We start from the raw sequence: 16,151 nt of genomic DNA on the forward strand, positions 1-16,151 counted from the left end.
AAAAATGTTAAATACCTCCTTATTCTCTAAAAGCAACACAGTAGTATTTATTGATTCCTCTGTTCCCAATTACAAAACTCTACAGGAAGGAATTCTTAAAGGAGTAAAAACATTTATTATTTCCCCAGATCGAGACGGTATTGAAGAAATTAAGGGAGTCTTACAACAAAATCCCCAAATTACCACCTTACATCTGGTTTCTCACGGTTCTCCAGAGTCTTTGTATTTAGGTAATACGGAACTGAGTTTGGATAATTTAGAGAATTATCAATCACTAACCAAAACTTGGAACGTTGAGTCGATTCTTCTGCATAACAGCAATAATACCGAATCTAGCACAGGCGATCGCATATCCTATGTGGGTCTAATCGGCAACCCCACCAGCACTAATAAAATTAATCTATCAGATACGTTTATAACAACTGGCACACCAGAAGCGAAAAGTGCTGTATTCCCAGAATTGAATCAGACAGATATATCTAATTCTAAATTGGTCTTAGGGAATAACGTAACTGAAGCAGAAATCACATCTGTACAGCCAAATACTAATCAAGCCGTAGACCCTGTTATCCCTACAACACATCCACGTATTTTAGGGTGTAGTTGCTTATCTTGTGCGCGTCCTTTAATTGAGCTAAATCGCACCAATAATCAACCCCAAGAGTTAACAGCACCTGTATTAGCAGCTTTAAATTTATCCCAAACTTTTTTCCTCAACAGCCTAGCAGGAGCCAACCACACAATTTATTTAGATTTCAACGGGCATACCACCTCTGGTACTGGCTGGAATCAAGGTCGTAGGACTAATATTGTTACCCCTGCCTTCAGCCTAGACAACGATACATCCTTTAGCTCGACTGAACTGGAAAGAATCCAGTATATTTGGCAGCGTGTCGCCGAAGATTTTAGCCCCTTTAATGTGAATGTCACAACCCAAGCACCAACAGATATTAACGATCTGATTAGGAGTGGTGCGAACGATACTCGCTGGGGTGTGCGTGCTGTTATCGGTGGTAGCGGCTTGGACTGGTATGGTCAGAGATTAGCAGGAATCGCCTTCTTTGATTCTTTCAATGACGATATTGATACTCCCACTTTTATTTTCAGTGAGGATATGGCTGGTGCGGAGAAACCTATAGCTGAGACTATCTCCCATGAAGTAGGTCACACTATAGGACTAAGCCATGATGGACGACGTATACCATCAGAGGAATACTACCTGGGAGGTGGTAGCGGTGAGACTGGCTGGGCTCCAATTATGGGATTCTCAGACTTCCAGAACGTAACCCAGTGGAGCAAAGGCGAGTACACTTCCGCTAGTAACACTGAAGATGATTTGCAAATTATTACGACCCAAAATGGGTTCGGCTACCGAACAGATGATACTGGTGATACAATTGCTACAGCCAAGGCATTAAATGTTTCTGGTACAACATTGAGTGGTAGTGGTATCATCGAACGTAATACAGACATTGATTACTATAGTTTTTTCACCGGTGCTGGTGCAATTAGCTTAACCGTAAATCCCTTCACTCGCGGTCCAAACCTAGACATTCAAGCGAGGCTATTCGATTCTGTTGGTACATTCATTGTATCCTCCAATCCCACAGAGTCCCTATTTGCAACTATCGACATAAGTGTGGCAGCTGGAACCTATTACCTCGAAATTGATGGTGTAGGTAAAGGAGATCCTCTGGGTACTGGCTATACAGATTACGGTAGCTTGGGGCAGTACACTATCAATGGTAATATTGCTGCCGCTAATATTGATCCGACAATTACCCTAGCAGTATCTCCAAGTAGCGTCACCGAAGATGGAACAGCCAACCTAGTTTATACCTTCACTCGCACAGAAAACACTAGTAATGCTTTAACTGTCAATTACAACGTTGCGGGTACAGCCACCTTCAATAACGATTACAGCCAAATTGGTGCAGCCAGTTTCACAGATACGACTGGAACTATTACCTTTGCTGCTAATTCTGCCACCGCAACTCTTACCATTGACCCCACAGCAGATACCATCGTTGAAGGTGATGAAACTGTTGCTTTAAGCTTAACTTCTGGTACAGGTTACATAGTTGGCACTGCAACCCCAATTACTGGAACCATAACCAATGATGATGTTCTCAACCAATCCCCTGTAGTCACTACAACCGGTGCGCCTTTATCCTACATTGAAAATGCCACCATAGCCATTGACCCAGCACTAGCAGTCAGTGATGTCGATTCAGCAAACCTAGCTAGCGCCACCGTCAGCATTACTTCTGGCTTCGTCGCTGGTGAAGATATCCTCAGTTTCACCACCCAAAACGGCATTACAGGCAGTTACAACAGCAACACAGGGGTTTTAAGCTTAACTGGTGCGGCGACAGTGGCGAATTACCAAACCGCTTTACGTGCCATTACTTATACAAATAGTAGCGACAGCCCAAATACCACACCACGCACCATCAGCTTCCAAGTTAATGACGGTAGTTTAGACAGTACCACCGTTAACCGTAATATCAACGTGACTGCGGTGAACGATGCGCCTGAACTCACCACCACTGGTTCGCCTTTATCCTATACAGAAAATGCCACCATAGCCATTGACCCAGCACTAGCCGTCAGTGATGTCGATTCAGCAAACCTAGCTAGCGCCACCGTCAGCATTACTTCTGGCTTCGTCGTCGGTGAAGATATCCTCAGTTTCACCACCCAAAACGGCATTACAGGCAGTTACAACAACAACACAGGAGTTTTAAGCTTAACTGGTGAGGCGACAGTGGCGAATTACCAAACCGCTTTACGTGCCATTACTTATACCAATAGTAGTGACAGCCCAAATACCACACCACGCACTATCAGTTTTCAAGTTAATGACGGTGATTTAAACAGTATTGCGGGTACTCGCAACGTCATAATTAGCACTGTTAATGGTGCGCCTGAAGTTACCATCACCGGTTCGCCTTTATCCTACATTGAAAATGCGACTACAGCCATTGATCCAGCTATAACCGTCAGTGATGTAGATTCAGCAAACCTAGCTAGCGCCACCGTCAGCATTACTTCTGGCTTCGTCGCCGGTGAAGATATCCTCAGTTTCACCACCCAAAACGGCATTACAGGCAGTTACAACAGCAACACAGGGGTTTTAAGCTTAACTGGTGCGGCGACAGTAGCGAATTACCAAACAGCTTTACGTGCCATTACTTATACCAATAGTAGCGACAGCCCAAATACCACACCACGCACTATCAGTTTCCAAGTTAATGACGGTAGTTTAGACAGTACCACTGTTAACCGTAATATCAACATAACTGCGGTGAACGATGCTCCCACAGACATCAACCTGAGTAATAGCGCCGTTAGCGAAAATGAAGCTATTGGTACAATAGTCGGTAATTTTAGCACCATAGATCCCGATACTGGTGACACCTTTACCTATAGTCTAGTCACAGGAACAGGTGGAACCGATAACGCATCCTTTACCATCAGTGGTAATCAACTGCAAACAAACGCCATTTTTAACTCTGCAACCAAAAATACTTACAGTGTTCTAGTTCGCACCACTGACCAAGGTAACTTATCCTATGATCGACAATTCTCGATTAATATCAATCCCAACAACCAAGATAACGTCGTCACAGGGACAGGAAACAACGAAAACTTTATCACCACAGCCCAAAAAGATATCATAGACGCTCAAGGTGGAAACGACACCATCACTAGCACCTTTGCCAACTTACAACAAAACGATACTTTGAACGGTGGTGCAGGAATTGATACTTTGCTTATTACCGGAGGGGTTGCCAAATTACCACAAAACGATCCTTTGAACCGTAGTACAGACGCTGAGGCTCTGATTATTCCCGGATCAACTAGCATCTTTGGCAATTTCTCCACAAACTTCTTTGGTGGTACAGGGTTTAATCCTGTGGTTACTCCGGGAGAAACTAATGACGATGCCATTACGATTAATACAAATAACGCTAATCAATTGAATATTCCTGGTACAACTATTACCGGATTTGAACGATTTGATTTCAGTGGTTTCACTGATAACATCACATTTATCGGCAATAACAGTGATGATTGGATTAAAGCAGGTGCAGGAAAAGATAATTTAATAGGTGGTAGTGGAGATGATTACCTAGATGGAGGAACAGATGCAGATACCATGCGTGGTGGTAGAGGTAATGATTTCTACTACGTTGATAATGTAGGAGATACCATCACAGAGAATGCTTTTCAGGGAACTGATACAGTTTTCAGCACTATCAGTTACACATTAGGAAATAACCTAGAAAACCTGACTTTAGAAGGAACATCTGCCATCAATGGTACTGGTAATTCTGCAAGAAATACTCTCATCGGTAACAGTGGTAATAATGTTCTCAATGGTCAGGCTGGTGCAGATACCATGATTGGTCGTGCTGGTGATGATTCCTACTATGTTGATAATACCGGAGATACCATCATAGAAAATGTTAATGAGGGAACTGATACAGTTTTCAGCACTCGTAGTTACACATTAGGAAATAACCTAGAAAACCTGACTTTAGAAGGAACATCTAGTATCAATGGTACTGGTAACGACCTTAACAATACCCTCACTGGTAACAGTGGTAATAATATCCTGAGAGGTGGAGCAGGTGCAGATACCATAACTGGTGGTAGAGGTAATGATCAAATCTATTTAGGTTTAAATGATGGTGCGGTAGATATTGTCAATTATGCTTTGAATGATGGTGCGGATCAGGTTTATGAGTTTGTGCGTGGTATCGGTGGTGATCAAATCCAATTTACAGGCATTACGAATATTGATGTGGTGACATCAGCTAATAACACTTTACTGCGTTTAGGCGATGGTACTGCTGGTAATGCTGGTTTTGGAAATGGTCAATTATTAGTGACATTATCTGGCACATCTGGATTTATTGCAGATGATGTGAATGTGAATCTGTTTGGTGCAAATTTCTTATTTAACTGAGTTCAAGGAATCTTTTTTGTGGAGGAAACCCAGGGTAAACGCCAAGTTTTTGATTCTTAACCTCGATTGTGAGCAACAGTAATTGAAATGCCTTTGCCCTGTCCTCCCTATTCCTTATTCCCTACACCCCCTTGACGTTCACATTTAAAACCTCGGCTTTCCCAAGTAAGCATATCTACCTCCGCAAGTTTTATGACATTTGAGCAATGGGGGTGTAAAATCTGACTAAATACGCCCCAAAATAAGCTGCGGGTAATATCTAGCCCAGTTTTCCAACCAGATTCATAATTACCTGGAATACCTTGCTCTGGGACGATATCTGTTTCTACCCAAATACCATGAGCGCCCAAAAGAATCTGTGCCATCCATTTTGCTCTGGGTAGGTGACTCTCCGAAGTAATCAGTTTCACCTTATGTACTCTCCATTCCCGCAAAATAGGAATCCCATAGTAAAAATTCTCAAAAGTAGAATTGGCACAATTTTCTAACCAAACATTGTCTAACTTTGCGGCTTCCCTTTGAAAAATCAGCCATATACAAGGCGGTGGGGAACCAGTAGAAATTAAAACTGGAACTTGTGGATATTTTTCTGTAGCCTGGGCGACATAAATTTCTCGGCGAATACTACCACCCAAGACAAAAAAAGCATCTACCGGCTGAGACGATGCCCAAACTAGAGTTAGAGTAGTAAAAATTAGCCAACCACCCAAAATCAAGCATACACCAGCAGCAATTTTTTGTAGCAATTGCCACTTTTTACCGAATTTCCTCAAGGGAGAAATTGACGCAGGTTTTGTAAATTTATGTCTCATGAGACATCTCATTAAAACTTGGTTAAATAATTTCTAGAAGACCGACAAATAAGTTAGCCAAGTGCTATCTTATAAGGATAATAGAGGGTGCAAAGTAGACATACATATAAATGTCACAGTAAAGTTATAGTAACGTGACTGGAAATTTATGGTGTCATATTATAATAATAAAAGAAGGTAAAAATTTTAGAGAATTATCAGGAAAAATTGATCAAGCATAACATCTAAAAAATTTCCCAAAAGCCTGATTGTTAAACTGTCAATAACACAAATATATTCAACTGATATATATGAACCAATCTGCGAAACGTTACTCGCCGCTCCAATTATTCTTGATAGGTGGAGCTATTGCCACAACCGCTACAGCCTCGGTATTTGGCTCTGCATGGACTCGCTGTGTTCTTGCTGCTTTAGAAGATAGTCCGAAAGCATTAGTTGACCAAGTATGGCAATTGGTAAATCGTGAATATGTTGATGGCAGTTTTAATCAACAAGATTGGATAGCCACTAGGCAGACCCTGTTAAGTAAAGAATATTCTTCTAATGAACAAGCTTATCTAGCAATTCGGGAAGCTTTACAAAAACTGGGTGATCCTTACACGCGGTTTATGGACCCCCAACAATATAAAGCTCTTACCAGCCAAACATCTGGGGAAGTCTCCGGTATTGGTATTCGCATGGAATTAAATGAGCAAACTCAGCGTCTGACAATTTTAGAAGCTATCGAAAATTCTCCGGCGTTAAAAGCAGGGGCGAGAGCAGGTGATCAAATTTTGGCAATTAATGGTAAATCCACTGAGCAAATGGCGGTGGAAGAGGCTTCTAAGTTAATTCGCGGTCAGGTTGGGACTTCCATTAAGCTGCAATTAAAAAGACCGGGGCAAAGTGCTTTTGATGTGCAACTGACACGGGCAGTAATTGAAGTTCCAACAGTACGTTATACCCTGAAACAAGAAGGAAACCGTCGCGTTGGTTATATCCGCTTGCGGGAGTTTAGTGGCCATGCATCTGATCAGATGCGTCGAGCTATTCGAGATTTAAACGGTCAAAAGGCTGATGCTTTTGTCTTAGATTTGCGCGGAAATGGTGGTGGGCTGTTAAATTCCAGTATTGAAATTGCCCGGATGTGGTTGGATAATGGTGGGATTGTCCGCACAGTTGATCGTGCGGGAGGTAGTGAGGTCAGTGAAGCTAATCGCACAGCTCTGACTCAACAACCTTTGGCTGTACTTGTAGATGGTAATTCTGCTAGTGCTAGTGAAATTCTGACTGGGGCGCTGAAGGATAATAACCGGGCTGTAGTCATTGGTAGTAAAACCTTTGGTAAAGCATTGGTACAATCTGTTCATCCACTGGCGGATGGTTCAGGTTTGGCAGTTACTATTGCCCACTACTACACCCCAAAAGGCACAGACATTAATAAAAAAGGAATTACACCAGATATTAAGTTAGACTTGACGGCAGCACAAGAACGTCAGCTGGCGAGTAATCCCAATTTATTTGGTACGCAACAAGATCCACAGTATGCGAGGGCGATCGCCGCATTAGCTAGTAACACATTTGCTCAACCTCCAGCCAGCCAAACTAACCAACCTCTGAGTTCTGGGGCTGTAAATTTAAGATTCTAGATAGGAAGATTTGGAAGTGGGAATACTATTGAGTAGTTCTATTCCATAAATTTCATCTTTTATGATTCAGCCAATTGATGCAACCACTGCCAAAAGTTTCTTGCCAATGGTATCAGTGGTTGTTCCTATTTATAACGGGGAGATAGATGTACCAGACTTAATCAATTGTCTGCGATCTCAAACTTACCCTCAAGACCGGGTGGAGTATTTACTAGTGGATAATAATAGCAGCGATCGCACTCTGACTCTGCTGCAAGAATCTGCGGAAAATTACCCGATAATTCATGTTTTAAGCGAAAATCATATTCAAAGCTCTTATGCAGCCCGCAATACCGGTATCCGCGCTGCTATAGGGGAAATAGTGGCTTTTACAGATGCTGATTGTCATCCCCAACCGCAATGGCTGCACTCGTTAATTCAGCCTTTTAGCGATCCAGATGTGATGATTGTGGCTGGTGAAATTGCGGCGCTGATGGGTAAAACTATCCTAGAACAACACGCGGAACGTCAAGAAACTTTATCTCAGAAGCATACTCTGAGTAATTCTTTTTGTCCTTACGGTCAAACCGCTAATTTAGCAATTCGTCGCCTGGCTTTAGAAACAGCAGGTCTATTTCGACCCTATCTGACTACTGGTGGAGATGCAGATATTTGTTGGCGGATTCTGCGGTCAAATATCGGGCGTTTAGAATTTGCCCCTGATGCAATTATCCAGCACCGCCACCGCGCTACACTCCAGGAATTAGCCAGTCAATGGCGACGCTATGGGCGCTCTAATCGCTATCTACATCAACTGCATGGTGTCCAATTAATGCGAGAGATGACGGCTCAAGATTATAGTTATCGCTTGGCACGTTGGTTATTGAAAGAAATACCAAGGGATATTTTACAGGCGATCGCAGGTCAAGCCTCTATTGTAGATTTATTAAATACTCCCATTAGCTTATTCACTGCTAGAGCGCGTGCTGTGGGACAAAGACAGGCTGAATTACCAGAAAATGCCCAAAACATCGACTGGCTGTAACCATAATCAATTTTATCCCTGCGGGCAAAAATACACCAATAGTCCCTAACTTTCGTTAAATTGGAGAAAAGTAAACACAGGAAAATTTCCATGTCAGCACAATTGTTACTGGTAGACGATGAACCGGGATTGCGGGAAGCCGTCAAAGACTATTTACAAGAAAGCGGCTTCAGCGTTCAAGTTGCCAGTAACGCCCGTGAAGGCTGGGATTTGATGGCACAGAATACACCTGATTTAGTGATTTCTGATATCATGATGCCCCAGGTTGATGGCTATCAGTTCCTCAAACAATTACGAGAAGATCCCCGTTTTCAAACAGTACCAGTCATATTTTTAACTGCTAAAGGGATGACAGGCGATCGCATTCAAGGCTACCAAGCAGGTGTTGATGCTTACCTACCTAAACCCTTCGATCCCGATGAGTTAGTAGCAATAGTTGAAAACCTACTGACTCGTCGCCTTACTAAAACTACAACTAGTGGTGCAGAAGGCGAAACCCCAGACATTGCCGAACTCGCTAATCAGATCGCTCAAATTAAGGCTTTATTGACTCAAAGAACTGCAATATCCCAATCCCCAGCCCCATTTAAAATTGATCTCACCCCCAGAGAGCAAAGTGTTTTAAATTTAGTAGCTGAGGGGTTGATGAATAAAGAAATTGCCCGGCGCTTAGAAACCAGCGTCCGAAATGTGGAAAAATACGTCAGTCGTTTATTTAGTAAAACTGGGACTAATAGCCGTACCGAGTTAGTTCGTTTTGCCTTGGAACATGGACTAGCTAATTGACACACTCCCCGCCCTAAAAGTGCGGAGACTCTGGGTTCAAACAACGGTTGCAGGCATAGCCAGTCTTACACCATCTCCCCCAACAGACAATGCCCTGCCTGTTCCCACTACTATATCAGAAAGCCGTCCTAGAAGGCGATGCACTGAGCAGTTCGACCCTTCGACAGGCTCAGGGCATCGCAGGCTCACTGTAACACCTGTCGAAGTGACGGGGCTTTAAACCCATTTTTTTGGTAAAAATTTAACTAGAACAGGGAACAGGGCGATTTAGTCAGGGATTTCCGCCCAATTATGTCTCTTGACTGATAACTGATAACTGATAACTGATAAAGCCCACTCCCTGCTAGAAATGCAAAAACTGCGGTCATGTCCAAAATAGAAATGAGAATACCGCAGTTAAGGGGTTAAAAGTTTTAAATCTGTCCCTGTACAGCCTCTGACGGCTGATCTGCTTGTGGATGGTATCAGATTTCTGACAGGTGAAGCAGTGAGGGAACAACAAAACTATTTAATATCTGGTCTATCCCGGTTGATCAGGTTTTGAGTTTGTAATTACTCAATTACTGCTGAAGACTATTGGCTATTATCAACCGCATTACGCAAGCGCATCAACTGGCGGCGCATTTGAGGCGAGGCTTTGAACTCAGAGACTTCTTGAGCCTTTACAGATGCTTGCAGGGTTTCTAGAAATTCATCAGAGCCTTCCGTTAAAGCGTCCAGCAACACCTGTAACAGTTGTTCACGATCGCCCAAAAGACTTTTTTCCTCAATCAGCCGAAATTTCAGATGTATTTCGCATTCATAAACACCTACTTCAATATTATCTACTTGGCGTGGTAATGCTTTAGAGTTCATAATTTTGAGGATTAGGTTACTTGATGGTCATTAGGGTGAGGAAAAATATCCCCAGCCAAAATCCTTTTATATTTTTTTGTATTCACTATGCTGGAATTAAAAGTTTTTCTTTAATCCACAACAGTTTTCTTCTATGTTCACTCTCCTGTATTTTTTGTAGACAGACTTTCAAGGCTAAGTCGTAATCTTCCTGAGCCAGATGTGCTTTTAGCTAAACCATAACTATTATTCAGTTTTTGATATCTTATACAATAAAGTTTCTGTAAGAACTTATTCAAAGTTGGACAAAGTTTTTACATTAACTTTATTTTTCAAATTCTAATAGTTTTAGATTTTACTATTTTCTTTGTGTTTATACGTAAATTTACTTTTGGGTTTTTCCCTAGTATTAAAGCAATAGGTAATTGTAGGATAATTAAGTACAATTACTTGATATAAGTTTTATTTAACCTCAAAATTCCAGAGATAGTAATGAATAAATTAAGGATAAGTAAAATAATCAAAACTTTAGATTCAAATATTTCAGTAGAGTAGCTAATCTCAGAAGTTAAATTTTATTCTTCGCTGGCAATGAAACATAGTACCACTACCCAGACAGAACTCACACTTCCCTCAGATCGCTCAACTCCCGCATGGGTAAATCAGTATAGGTAGACTTTGTTCATATCAAGAGCCTGCTTCCTTGAGGATGTATTGATGATAAAATAATTTCAACAGGTAGAGTAATCAAACTATCTCAACACTCGATGTTGACTAGGTTATACTTTGTGATTCCGGTGGCTTTTGTGATTCACAAAGGCAGATGAAATTCGTTAAAAGATTCACACTCACCGGAAAACCAGCATTTAGCCTCACAGAAAATTTGGAGTCATCCAACTACCGAGAGGCGCTCGAAAAGTTAAACTCTCGACTCGACTCGAAGTTAACCCTAGAGGAGAGAAACATTTGTAGATTAAGTAACGCCATAAACTTAATTTCAGGAGGAAAGGGTTGACAAATATTCCCAACCATGAATAATTACCTTGAGCAACCCGCCCCTACTCGTTGAACGAAGAATCTCTGTGGCTTGGCTCCCGGAGAATGTCAATTCAGTGTAATTCAAGCAAACCTGACATCTTTTTATGGACAACTCGATACTGCTCAAGTCCACAACCCGGCATATCCGAATTTTCGCGGCAGAAATTGACCGGGATGGCGAACTGGTTCCTAGTAATCAGGTATTAACGTTAGATATTGACCCAGACAACGAATTTAATTGGAACGAAGATGCCTTACAAAAGGTTTATCGGCAGTTTGATCAACTAGTTGAAGCATCTAGTGGCGCTGATTTAACAGATTATAACTTACGGCGCATTGGTTCAGACTTAGAGCATTATCTGCGATCGCTCCTGCAAAAAGGTGAAATTAGCTACAACCTCTCCGCTCGCGTCACCAACTACAGCATGGGAGTTCCTCAAGTCGTAGCTAACGAAAATTAGTAGAAATATTTAATTTTCCGTGTGGGGGATGGTTAGACCACACCCCCAAAATTTTTTCTCTCCACACAATTTTCTGAATAGCGTACTATAATTGATATATCAACCACATGGGTCCGTAACGGTTTCGACAGGTTGGCGAACGCTACTCTGTGATTCAGGTCGAGAGTGAGTCTCCTCTCGGAAATCAAAGGCTCAAAACAAAAAGTAAATGCGAATAACATCGTTAGCTTTGCTCGTAAGCCTGCTACAGTAGCAGCTGCCTAAAAACCTCTTACAGGTTCGAGCGTCTCCGGTTTGACTCCGTTAAGGACTAGAGACCAACCCCCAACGGACGCTCTAACAAGTGTTCTCTGATTGGCTTGTTAGCTAAGACTTAATCAGAGCATCCTACGTTCGGGATAATGAACGATTCCCGCCTTGAGGGTCAGAAAGGCTAAACCTGTGAATGAGCGGGGGGTAAATACCCAATTTGGACAGCAGTTCGACTCTGCTCGGATCCACTAGAATCACCAACAAGTCCACCAAAAACGTAAATGTTTAGGTGGATTTTGTTTTTTATCGGCAAAACTCTAGCATCTATTCGCTAGGTAACACTAAAGAATCTGATTTATTTTCCAAAGTAGGGACAACAACAGTCGGAGGCTCTGAGGGTTTATTTTCCGTAGGTACTGGCGGTGTAGGTATGATTGTCGGATTTGATGGTTTAATCGGTGGAGGTAAAATAATATCTTTGCTAGCACCTGGTAAACTATTAGTCGGCGATCGCAAAGACTCACGATCTGAACGGACTTCTCGCAGTCTTTCTACTAATGACGGTGTGGGAGTAGCGGTAGGTGTGACTGACGGCTCGTCTGTAGAACTGGTTTTTGGTTCACTTTCCGTCGAACTGCTGCTATTAGTATTTGCACTTGGATCTTCATCCACAGGAATATTGCGCTGGGTTTGTCTATTAGTTCTGACCGGTGCAGAATTACGTTGTGAAGAAGTGCGCCGATTTTGTCTACTATTATTCTCAGCTTCCTCCGATGCAGATGGCGAATTGACTAATGGTGTGTTGGGTTGCGGCTCAATTGTGGGATTTTCAAACAGAGGTGATGAAGTTGAGTCTGACCGAAAACTAGAAAATAGACCGGTGAGACCAAAACCTGCTGTCCCAGCCAGCACAGCTATACTCAGAGCTATAAATACTTTAACCACTCCTTGCTTCTGAGGTAGTGATAGCTGCTTATAGCTACTGAGGAGAGTTTTTTGGGGAATCTTGCGGCGCTGTTGGTCAACAGGTAAAACCACTGTTTCTACAGCTTGAGTGGGAAGTGGATGATGTTGTGTATTAATCGGATTCCCAGGCAATAATTGTAACCATTCAGCCACTGTAGGCGGACGGAATTGAGGCTCTATAGCCATACCACGCATGATAGCTTCATTAACTGCTGCACTCAAATGGGGTTGCAGTTCGCGGGGAGAGGGCATTTGTTCCCGATCGCGCAATAATGCTGGTAAGGGAACTTGTGCTGTTAACAAAGCATACAAAGTTGCAGCCAAACCATAAACATCTGTAGCGGGTGTGCGCTGTGCTTGGGTCAAATACTGTTCTAGGGGAGCATAGCCTTCAGAAACAATGCCAGTATGAGTTTGCCTCACACCATTATTAAACTCGCGGGCAATACCAAAGTCAATCAGCACCACTTCCTGAGTTGCGTGACGCAGGATAATATTATCTGGCTTGATATCTCGATGCAGCAAACCATTGTTATGTACTACTTGTAAAGCCGACCCAATTTGACGGATGTAATGAATTGCTATGGTTTCTGGTAAAGGAATTGCTGGTAAGACAAATGCTTGTCCTAGAGTATCACCAGGAATATATTCCATTACCATGTAAGGTAATCCATCTTCTACAAAAAAGTCACTGACGCGGACAATATGAGGATGGATACAAGTAGCCAATCTTCTGGCTTCATCTTGGAATTGACCCTCAAATTTGGCAAAATCAGGATGTTGGCGGAGTTTTTCATTAATAGTTTTCATCACTACCTCGTGACCCAAGTAGTGATGAGTCGCCTTAAAGGTAATGCCAAAACCACCGCGTCCTATTTCTTGGTTGAGGGTATATTTCCCACCCTGTAAAGTTGTGCCTGCTAACATAGGAAGTGCTGAATGCTGAGTAAGCAGATAGTATTAATTGAGTCTTCAGGCAATTCCAAATCGCCAGTTTTTTCTAGATATTGATATCAAGATTTGTTATTTTTGCAGTCCCGAAGTGGAAAACCTCCTGATTATATTAGCAGCTTTTCAGGGAGAAGAAGAGCGTAGGCAGAGATGATTCAAGTTATTGCAACCGCCAAGGTGGTTAGGACACAAACATATTATAAAACCATTGTAATTAAAGAGTTTCAAGGCTTCCCCCTGCTCCCCTGCTATATTACTGGTTGGGCGTTGCTGAGACGAACTGTGAATTTAAATGTAGATAGGTTCCAGGAAACATCTCTACAGGAGTTGGGAGATAATTTAAAGCAGCAACGCTGGAAGTTTAAAATCGCTGGCCGATACCTAAATGCACTTTGCTGTCTCCCTTGTCATTAATACCATAATCAGCGCGGATTAAGCCTAGAGGTGATTCTATACGAACTCCAGCGCCATAACCAAAACCATTACCTGGTTTACCTCTGACACCAGCCGGATCTCCCAATACGGTATCACCAGAGCCTAAGTCTGAGGCAAAATCAGCAAATACGACACCTCCCAATATTGGCACAATGGGGAAGCGGTATTCTGCGGTGGCTAATACATAACTGCGACCACTACCAACTTCTCCGCCATCGTAACCCCTGACTGAATTAGAACCACCTAAGTTAAAGCTTTCATAAGGTGGTAAATCACCAATTACTGTTCCTGCTTGAAAGTTGACGGCAAATACTTGTTGCTGTGAATTATTGGTGTTAAATAGTTTGACTGGTACATATTGTGTATAGTCTGCCTTGAGGCGATTCATGATAATATTACCTTGACCAATGGGTATAGATTGTTCGGTACTGACTCTGAGTAAAGAGCCTTCCGTCGGATTGAAGAGATTATTGCGGTTATCTTGGGCGGCGGTAAAGGAGACTGTTGCTAAATCATCTATACCGGTTTCACTGGCTGAGAGGCGATTGCCTTGTGCGTCTATTGGGGTAATATTACCTTGGCGATCGCTAATACTAGTACGAGTGTAATTCAATCCCAAAGTGGTATCCCAACTATCCAGGGGTTGCTGGAAGCTGATGCTAGTACCGATTTGACCTTCCCGCACTTTGTCGCCATTAGCGAGTGTAATCTTATCATCTAAATTCTGGGAAATTTCCCGACTCCGGAAAGCATTAACTTTGTACCCTAAGCGGTCTGGTTCTGTGACACGATAAGGGCTGTTTAATGTGGTGTTAAACTGTAAATCATTACGACTCAAACCCACATCTAAAGACAAATTATTATTTTCTCCGCCAATATTTTGATCTTGATATTTTAAGGTTCCTAATAATCCTAAATCAGCGTTGTAGCTACCACCCACGTTAACTGCACGCGCTCCCAATTCTTTGAGTTCATAAATTAAATCAACGTTGTTCCCATCACCTTCAACGGCAACATTCACGGATTCAAATAACCCAGTCCGATATAATTGCTGCACATCTTGGCGAACAGTATTTTCTTGGAAAACTTGCCCAGGTTGGAGTTTTAATTGCTGTTGCAGAAAATCGGTTTTGGTGCGTCCTTTAACTGGTTCGCCTTTGCTATCAACTTTTTCACCATCATCATTAAGAAACCGAAATTTAATCTCACTCACTAAGCCTTCTGCTACATTCACCTTGAGGATACCTTCGCGGTTGGGTTGAATGGAGAGGACGTTGGCTAGAGGATAACCATTGTCGGCGTACCATTGATCAATTTCTGCTACAGCTTGTTTGAGTGTTGCGGGGCTGATGGGTTGACCAATTTGGGTTTGAAAAGGTTTTTGGGCTACCTGATAAGTGAGTATCTTTGCACCTACAAGTTCCAGCGATCGCACTACCACTGGTTGCACCTGATACACTATATTTAATCCCTGGGGAGTCGTGGTGCTATTGAAGTTTGCACTAGCAAATAAACCAGTTTCTAAAATTGCCGCCACATCTGTTTTTAGCTGACTTTGACTTGTTTCCCATCCGACTTTAGTTTTAATTACTTGGCGGACAATTTGCTGCAATTCTTGACTCACTCCCACTACTTGGATATCTGTAGCAGTTACTACTAAATTATTATCATTGGAAGTGGAAGGAATCGGTATCGGGGGAGGTGAAAAGGATGGGGTGCTACTGTTTGTTTCTACACCTGTTTGCAGGATGACGTTATTCTGGGAAAATTGTTGATTAGTTAAAGTTTCTGGAGATGCTATAGAATCAATTCCTGTTGGTGTTTCTTGAATCACTGGTACAGGGGAATTTTTTCCAGGTTGATCAGGAGAAGCCAAAACGATAGATTTAGCTATTGCTTGTTGTGTATTACTAGCTGCTAAAGTGGCTAAAGTTAAAATTGCAGCAGAAGAAAGTTTCATAATATTTAATCTAAATCACTGGTAGTTAG

At 42.3% G+C, this 16,151-nt stretch carries 9 protein-coding genes and 1 other RNA gene; 6 read left to right on the forward strand and 4 right to left on the reverse strand.

All coding sequences use genetic code 11. From position 1 onward, the window contains the following. The first annotated feature begins 4 nt into the window (after positions 1 to 4). On the forward strand, positions 5 to 4,975 hold the full coding sequence (locus VB620_RS13485; RefSeq protein WP_323196668.1) for a DUF4347 domain-containing protein: 4,971 nt from the start codon (positions 5 to 7) through the stop codon (positions 4,973 to 4,975). Positions 4,976 to 5,082: 107 nt separating this feature from the next. On the opposite strand, the gene VB620_RS13490 is transcribed toward VB620_RS13485, so the two are convergent. Further along, positions 5,083 to 5,787: a YdcF family protein gene (locus VB620_RS13490; protein ID WP_323196669.1), complete on the reverse strand. Its 705-nt coding sequence runs from the start codon at positions 5,785 to 5,787 to the stop codon at positions 5,083 to 5,085. A 290-nt stretch (positions 5,788 to 6,077) separates the two neighbouring features. Between VB620_RS13490 and ctpB the strand changes: the two genes are divergently transcribed. From ctpB to VB620_RS13505, 3 genes are all read left to right on the forward strand, one after another. After that, entirely contained in the window at positions 6,078 to 7,415 is a 1,338-nt protein-coding gene (gene ctpB / locus VB620_RS13495; RefSeq protein ID WP_323196670.1) for a carboxyl-terminal processing protease CtpB, read from the forward strand. Positions 7,416 to 7,476: 61 nt separating this feature from the next. Continuing rightward, on the forward strand, positions 7,477 to 8,439 hold the full coding sequence (locus VB620_RS13500) for a glycosyltransferase (RefSeq protein ID WP_323196671.1): 963 nt from the start codon (positions 7,477 to 7,479) through the stop codon (positions 8,437 to 8,439). Between the two features lie 90 nt (positions 8,440 to 8,529). Next, positions 8,530 to 9,225: a response regulator transcription factor gene (locus VB620_RS13505; RefSeq protein ID WP_323196672.1), complete on the forward strand. Its 696-nt coding sequence runs from the start codon at positions 8,530 to 8,532 to the stop codon at positions 9,223 to 9,225. A 573-nt stretch (positions 9,226 to 9,798) separates the two neighbouring features. On the opposite strand, the gene VB620_RS13510 is transcribed toward VB620_RS13505, so the two are convergent. Next, positions 9,799 to 10,080 carry an Npun_R1517 family heterocyst differentiation transcriptional regulator gene (locus tag VB620_RS13510; RefSeq protein ID WP_323196673.1) on the reverse strand — a complete coding sequence of 94 codons (282 nt, stop codon included), beginning with the start codon at positions 10,078 to 10,080 and terminating at the stop codon, positions 9,799 to 9,801. A 1,121-nt stretch (positions 10,081 to 11,201) separates the two neighbouring features. On the opposite strand from VB620_RS13510, the gene ndhM reads away from it, so the two are divergent. Together ndhM and ssrA are read left to right on the forward strand one after the other, a co-directional pair. Continuing rightward, on the forward strand, positions 11,202 to 11,558 hold the full coding sequence (gene ndhM / locus VB620_RS13515) for an NAD(P)H-quinone oxidoreductase subunit M (RefSeq protein WP_323196674.1): 357 nt from the start codon (positions 11,202 to 11,204) through the stop codon (positions 11,556 to 11,558). Positions 11,559 to 11,667: 109 nt separating this feature from the next. Further along, positions 11,668 to 12,061: a transfer-messenger RNA gene (ssrA, locus tag VB620_RS13520) on the forward strand. 73 nt (positions 12,062 to 12,134) lie between these two features. Here ssrA and VB620_RS13525 read toward each other — a convergent pair. Both VB620_RS13525 and VB620_RS13530 read right to left on the reverse strand, forming a co-directional pair. Next, positions 12,135 to 13,703 carry a serine/threonine protein kinase gene (locus VB620_RS13525; RefSeq protein ID WP_323196675.1) on the reverse strand — a complete coding sequence of 523 codons (1,569 nt, stop codon included), beginning with the start codon at positions 13,701 to 13,703 and terminating at the stop codon, positions 12,135 to 12,137. Between the two features lie 385 nt (positions 13,704 to 14,088). Continuing rightward, positions 14,089 to 16,122 (reverse strand): outer membrane protein assembly factor, encoded by a 2,034-nt coding sequence (locus tag VB620_RS13530; protein WP_323196676.1) that lies wholly within the window; start codon positions 16,120 to 16,122, stop codon positions 14,089 to 14,091. Positions 16,123 to 16,151 lie beyond the last annotated feature (29 nt).

Origin of the sequence: Nodularia harveyana UHCC-0300 (genome assembly GCF_034931085.1) — a bacterium.
GTDB classification, from domain to species: Bacteria; Cyanobacteriota; Cyanobacteriia; order Cyanobacteriales; family Nostocaceae; genus Nodularia; species Nodularia harveyana.

Coding starts and splice junctions, on each gene's coding strand:
- VB620_RS13490 (WP_323196669.1), bottom strand. CDS start 5,787: ATGAGACATAAATTTACAAAACCTGCGTCAATTTCTCCCTTGAGGAAA.
- ctpB (WP_323196670.1), top strand. CDS start 6,078: ATGAACCAATCTGCGAAACGTTACTCGCCGCTCCAATTATTCTTGATA.
- VB620_RS13485 (WP_323196668.1), top strand. CDS start 5: ATGTTAAATACCTCCTTATTCTCTAAAAGCAACACAGTAGTATTTATT.
- VB620_RS13505 (WP_323196672.1), top strand. CDS start 8,530: ATGTCAGCACAATTGTTACTGGTAGACGATGAACCGGGATTGCGGGAA.
- VB620_RS13530 (WP_323196676.1), bottom strand. CDS start 16,122: ATGAAACTTTCTTCTGCTGCAATTTTAACTTTAGCCACTTTAGCAGCT.
- ndhM (WP_323196674.1), top strand. CDS start 11,202: ATGGACAACTCGATACTGCTCAAGTCCACAACCCGGCATATCCGAATT.
- VB620_RS13510 (WP_323196673.1), bottom strand. CDS start 10,080: ATGAACTCTAAAGCATTACCACGCCAAGTAGATAATATTGAAGTAGGT.
- VB620_RS13525 (WP_323196675.1), bottom strand. CDS start 13,703: ATGTTAGCAGGCACAACTTTACAGGGTGGGAAATATACCCTCAACCAA.
- VB620_RS13500 (WP_323196671.1), top strand. CDS start 7,477: ATGATTCAGCCAATTGATGCAACCACTGCCAAAAGTTTCTTGCCAATG.